We start from the raw sequence: 5,312 nt of genomic DNA, 5'->3' as shown, positions 1-5,312 counted from the left end.
TTTACTATATACACATGAATATTTTTGCAAATATCCACCCCAAAAGTGCCAAAAGTGCCAATCTGCCCAAATCAAATAAAAAAGGAGGCTCTATGCCTCCCTTACAACAAAAAATATCCAATTATTTTATTGTCTTTTTAGAATTGCGATCAAAATGCGGCAAATCATTGTACGTTCTTCATCAGAGCAGTTCGCAACCATCTTGATAATTTTATTCATAAGCTCATCTTGAGAAGCAATGTGGTCAAACAGCAATAGGTCATGCAGGTTTACCTGAAAGGCGTCTGCAAGTTTCGCTACCACAAGAATGGTCGCATTAACTTCTCTTCTTTCAACTTCTCCAAGGTATTTGCCGCTGAGCTGGCAGGCATCAGCGGCCTGATCCTGAGGCAGTCCAGATGCCTTCGGCTAATGAAATCAGCTTGGGGCTGCGCTTCACGTTCTAGCCTACACAAGGCAAAAATGAGAAAAGGGCTGACAAGTGTCAGCCCTTTTCTCATTCTAAAACTAGTCGAACATTTTTCAAATATTCAAAAAGGTAGACGTGAATTCTGCAAAGCAGGTTACTTCTTTTTCTTCTTTATCCTGTATTTTTTAATATATTCAGGAGGTATATTTTCTAGAAAATATTTTATACCTTTTTTAATATCTTTCTGTAACCTTTTAATATCAATCTCTTGTTTCAAGATAACTATTGTCTTTCTCCATGTAAGCGCATTGCCCATGTTCCCATTTAAAATCCTGCTGAATGCAGATTTTGATAGTCCACATTTTTCAGCATACACTTTTTGATCTACAACATCATTTTTGTAAAATGCAAAATACATTCTGCACCAAGACAAAAATTCAAGATCCTCAGCCAACGCCATCCTTGCTTCATCAAATGTTTGTTCTTTAATTTCAACAATAGACTTTTTCAGGTCAAGCCTGCCAGCCAGCTCTTTAAATGCCTCACTCCTGCTAATTTTCTTAAAATCTGTATAAAATTGAATTACATCACCATACCAGTTACATACATTATTATGACATTTAGCTAATTGATCAGGATAAATTTTAAACGACAATTTATTACAAAAAGGGCATTTTATATTGCCGCTTTTTTCTGTAATGCTACAATTTTCTAGTAAAAGCACATCTTTAAAATCCACAGTTTCATTCATTTAATTCTCGCTTATAATGAAGTTACAAACTCCTAACGAATCTTTCTACAATGCTTTTAGCGTTTCTTATCCATTTTTCATTAGATGAAGCCTTTACTGCAAATAAAAAATCTAAGGATGAAATGATTACATATTTTTTCTTTGGGTCTTTTTCCAACACTGCTCTTCTCAAAATTCAATCGTAATAGTCCTTATTATCTTCCTCAATTAAATATTTTTCCATTATTTTATTCTCCATATTTTGGTTTTCCATACTCTAATTCCTCCGTTTTTTATAAATAATTATGTACTAAATCGAAATATCTGTGTACATATCTATACTTATTTATATATGTGAGGAAAAAAATGCGTGAATTTTAACTATAAAACAAGCAGCACTATATTGTAGTTATAATGCTGCATATTTTGGAAGAATAATGGAACAGTATAAAATTCCCAAATATGGGCCAAACAAAAATAGAATTAGAGTTCTTGATCTTGAAGCATGGATGAAAAACCCAGAAGTATTTACCAATATTGAATCTGAAACCCGTTCAGGCTTTAGGAGGATTGTTTAATGGCTGTTAACCAAACCAAGTCTGGCAGATGGTACGTTCAGTACCGAGTGCCGGGGCTTTCTAGCCCTAAAAAGGATTATTTGGGGAATAATCCAGATGCACAAGAGCAGGCTTTGAAACGACAAGCAGAAATAGCGACTGGACATATATACACGGTGGCTGCACTTTCGAATTTTCGGCAGATATACCTTGACGATTTAGGACAATGCTACCTTGATTTTCTCAAAATCAAGGACAAGACAACTTCTTGGATTGGCACTCTCAAGTATTTATTAAATGAACATTTTCTTCCAGTGCTTTGCCATTCTCCTGTTGACCAGATATCCTTCACGGATATTTTAAAAGTGGCGGCGAGGTTCGCAGATAAGTCCGCCGCCACCCAAAATCGTTATATGGATAGCCTACATGTAATATTCCGGTTTGGCATACGCCATGAACTGACCACCAATGACCCTATGGCTCATTGGCAAAAGAAACGTGAGCCGCAGCGTAACATGTTATTGACGATCAAAGACCTTGCAAAAATCTATGCAGCAGCTCCCGACCATTTGAAATGGATTATTGAAGTTGAATGGGCCTTGGGTACTCGCCCTGGGAAGTCAGAATTATTTTCTCTATGCTGGCAAGATGTTGATTTTGACAACAATTTCATTCGAGTTAGAGGGACCAAGACAAAAGGGTCAGACCGGATCATTCCGCTCACACCTGAATTTAAAGCCCGCCTTCTGGACAAGCGCGATGTGGCCCAAAGTCCGTACATTATTGAAGTTAATGGACGAGGAATCCAGCATTGTCGGAGGGCATTCAAAACCGCCCTTGAAAAAGCCAAGATTGACTACCCCGTAAGGCTCTATGACATCCGACACCTTTTCGCTTCAACAATGCTTGCTAATGGCGGCGACCTCAAGGCCGTTTCCAAACTCCTTGGGCATAGCTCCACCAGAATGACGGCAGATACCTATTACCATGAACTCCAAGGAGAAAAGGAAAGGGCCTTGAATGCCAAGCCTCAGCTATTTTAGCTGTGAATATCTCACGTTATGCCGCGCCAGAAGTGTTGGAGCCAAAGATCTGCCCAAACTCCTCCGCGAATTGTTTATCTTTATACATATGATATGCCGTTTTAATGGCATCTTTTTGGCGATATTTTTTGCCTAAACCTTTTTTAAGCAGCTCTAAAGTTTCTTTATAATTAAGAACTCTGGTGCTTTCATTAAGTTCAGTCCATTCAACAATACAAGAGAATTTCTTCTCATAAATTTTTTTTGCCTCATCAATTGATGGCAAAAATATACAGTTTTGCCCTTCACATTTTCTATAAATAAAACTATATGAATCCCTTTTGCCATTGCTCATCTTTTGCGTAAATTTAGTAACTGTATGAATAAATGATGACTGACCACTCCTTTCTTTAGACTCCATAAAGTTATCAAATAATGTTTTAGTCCTCACATGCTTATTAAATCCAATTTTTTCTATGGAATTATCCCATAAATAGAAACTGTTTTCTTGTTTGATCACGTACCCATCAATCAAGTTAAAAAGCCATTGATCAAAAAAATCCATACCTGCAAATACATCTTCGAATAAAGCAGAAGTGGCAGGAGGTGTGAACACATCTTCTTCACAAAGATCAAACTTTTTTAAGAATCCGAAGAAATTATCTATTTCATGTTCCATCGCTTTATATAACTCGTCAAAATACTTAATGTCATTCCTACGCTCATTGCTTATTCTTAATGCAAAAAACCTTCTTTCATCATATGTTGCAGGTACAGAAAACTTCTCATTTGTTAAAAGAATATAGCGAGAATAATTTTTCTTGATTTCAGCATCCATACCCTTTTTTTCAATAAGGATATTTGTATCAGTAATCAAAGACTTCAATCTTCCTTCCATGCTCTTACCGCCATTCCAAATAGCTTCATCAAAAGTTATCAGTAACTTTGCATATTGTTGCGAATTAAAGTTACCATAGATATCATGTGAAGAACTAACCAACATATAATGTTCTCCAAGAATTTTCTCAGCAAGCTTAGAAATAAAGCCAGTTTTGCCCGTGCCTTTCTCACCCTTTATGACAAGCGCAACGCCAGCTTTTTTACTGGGATATTGAATCATGTGAGCAAACCATTTTATAAGATATGAATAATGTTCTTCATTCCCGTTGCACCAGACCTCTTTTAGATGTCTTTCAATATGTGAAAACTCGCCGTCGCAATCAGAAGTAATTTTAAAACCGCGCCACAAGTTATAAAAATTCTTTCCACTATATTTAGGGTTAAAAATTATACCATTAAATGTCCTCTTTTGAGGACAGCTCATCCAATATGAAGCAATGCCTTTTTTAGTAAAAAGGCTATCCTTTTTACCGCTTGGAACATATATGTCATTGCAATTATACCTAAATGCAAAATCTTTATATGAAAGACGTGTCAACATGAATTTATCATCTTCATTAGTTTTTTCAGTATAAACAAAAAATTTTCCACCATCTTCACAAACAAAATGATTTTTATCAAAATCGCTAAGCTTTTTATTGGTTTCAGCAACAATAGAGCTAATCCCTTCATTATTCATATCCAATGAGGACGTATCAATCCAAGACTTGTAAGACATATAAAACTCCTTAATTTAATAAAGTTTGATTTTTATGGGGAGAATTCCCCCCATATCACCTAGCAAAATTCAATGACAATTCGTTTAGCTTCACACTCAAAACTAATGTTCATATTTACTTCGTTGTTATTTGCCATAATTTTACCTAATGTTTTATTCACAAATTTAGAATTAATTTTTATGCTACCATCCTTTAAATAGCTAACATCGCGTGAATTACTATTTTTTGGAAATTCATAATTGATAATTTCGCCTTTTTTGGCAGAAGCATCATACAAATATCTTTTAAATTGCTCCTTAGTTTTTATATTAAACATGTACTTAATGCCCTCATAAGGCATGTTAGCTGCAATGCAATCACAAAAATCGTTAATATCAATCTTTTTCATGTCCAACTCCTGAGTTAAAGGTTATACAAAATTTGAAAGCTACGCCGATTTTACGATGTTTTTTTGAATTGTTAACCTTCCGCGAAATAAAGACGCAAAAAAGGCGGTCACAATGACCGCCTTTTTCTGGTAAAATAACTGTGTACTTCCCGATAACCCTGTATATTTTTTAAAAAAATCATACAGGAGCATGACTTATGATGGAGTCTTTTAAAATCATTGGGGCAAAGATCGTGAATCTGCGGGAAGCAAAGAAACTCACTCAGGAGCAGCTTGCCGAGAAAGCAGAAATTCCCATTGCTGAACTCCGAAAAATCGAAGAGGGTTCCCCGGACGCAACCATCAATTTTTATGAAAAGATTGGGCAGGTTCTGAACTTCACGCCTGCCCAGATTTTTGCCAAGACTGACCGTGAGCACCGTCAACAAATCACCAAGATTAAAAAGCTGCTCCAAGCTGCTCCAATTGACGTTCTTCATGAACTGGAAATTCAGCTAAAGGCGAAGCTCAAAATCAAGTGATTGCTTCTGGGGTATGGAAATTGATGTCCAGATTTTTGCAGGGAGGTGCGGAACCTCCCTTTTAAG

The 5,312-nt window shown here is 36.2% G+C and carries 8 protein-coding genes; 4 read left to right on the top strand and 4 right to left on the bottom strand.

The genetic code is table 11. The annotated features are described in order from the left end of the window. Nucleotides 1-206: hypothetical protein (locus V6C16_RS07440; protein ID WP_333536638.1), on the top strand; the 206-nt coding region annotated here is incomplete at its 5' end. On the opposite strand, the gene V6C16_RS14980 is transcribed toward V6C16_RS07440, so the two are convergent. Both V6C16_RS14980 and V6C16_RS07435 read right to left on the bottom strand, forming a co-directional pair. Then, nucleotides 127-393, bottom strand: a complete 267-nt coding sequence (locus tag V6C16_RS14980; protein WP_081428308.1) for a helix-turn-helix domain-containing protein — start codon at nucleotides 391-393, stop codon at nucleotides 127-129. The genes V6C16_RS07440 and V6C16_RS14980 overlap by 80 nt on opposite strands. 170 nt (nucleotides 394-563) lie before the next feature. Continuing rightward, a complete protein-coding gene (locus V6C16_RS07435) occupies nucleotides 564-1,160 on the bottom strand; it encodes a hypothetical protein (RefSeq protein WP_015939242.1) in 597 nt (198 codons plus the stop codon). Nucleotides 1,161-1,576: 416 nt separating this feature from the next. Between V6C16_RS07435 and V6C16_RS07430 the strand changes: the two genes are divergently transcribed. Together V6C16_RS07430 and V6C16_RS07425 are read left to right on the top strand one after the other, a co-directional pair. Continuing rightward, nucleotides 1,577-1,717 carry a hypothetical protein gene (locus V6C16_RS07430; RefSeq protein WP_333536639.1) on the top strand — a complete coding sequence of 47 codons (141 nt, stop codon included), beginning with the start codon at nucleotides 1,577-1,579 and terminating at the stop codon, nucleotides 1,715-1,717. Beyond that, nucleotides 1,717-2,739, top strand: coding sequence for a tyrosine-type recombinase/integrase (locus V6C16_RS07425; protein ID WP_333536640.1), 1,023 nt, complete (start codon nucleotides 1,717-1,719; stop codon nucleotides 2,737-2,739). Before V6C16_RS07430 ends, V6C16_RS07425 begins: the two co-directional genes overlap by 1 nt. 16 nt (nucleotides 2,740-2,755) lie before the next feature. Here V6C16_RS07425 and V6C16_RS07420 read toward each other — a convergent pair whose 3' ends face one another. Then, nucleotides 2,756-4,336 carry a primase-helicase family protein gene (locus V6C16_RS07420; RefSeq protein WP_333536641.1) on the bottom strand — a complete coding sequence of 527 codons (1,581 nt, stop codon included), beginning with the start codon at nucleotides 4,334-4,336 and terminating at the stop codon, nucleotides 2,756-2,758. A gap of 59 nt (nucleotides 4,337-4,395) precedes the next feature. After that, nucleotides 4,396-4,725 carry a hypothetical protein gene (locus V6C16_RS07415; RefSeq protein ID WP_015939238.1) on the bottom strand — a complete coding sequence of 110 codons (330 nt, stop codon included), beginning with the start codon at nucleotides 4,723-4,725 and terminating at the stop codon, nucleotides 4,396-4,398. A 197-nt stretch (nucleotides 4,726-4,922) separates the two neighbouring features. Between V6C16_RS07415 and V6C16_RS07410 the strand changes: the two genes are divergently transcribed. Continuing rightward, nucleotides 4,923-5,246, top strand: a complete 324-nt coding sequence (locus V6C16_RS07410; protein WP_015939237.1) for a helix-turn-helix domain-containing protein — start codon at nucleotides 4,923-4,925, stop codon at nucleotides 5,244-5,246. Nucleotides 5,247-5,312 lie beyond the last annotated feature (66 nt).

Source organism: Desulfovibrio sp. 1188_IL3213 (genome assembly GCF_036763145.1).
Taxonomy (GTDB): domain Bacteria; phylum Desulfobacterota; class Desulfovibrionia; order Desulfovibrionales; family Desulfovibrionaceae; genus Desulfovibrio.
Note: the sequence above shows the minus strand (reverse complement) of the source record. Positions and strands in the feature narration are given on the sequence as shown.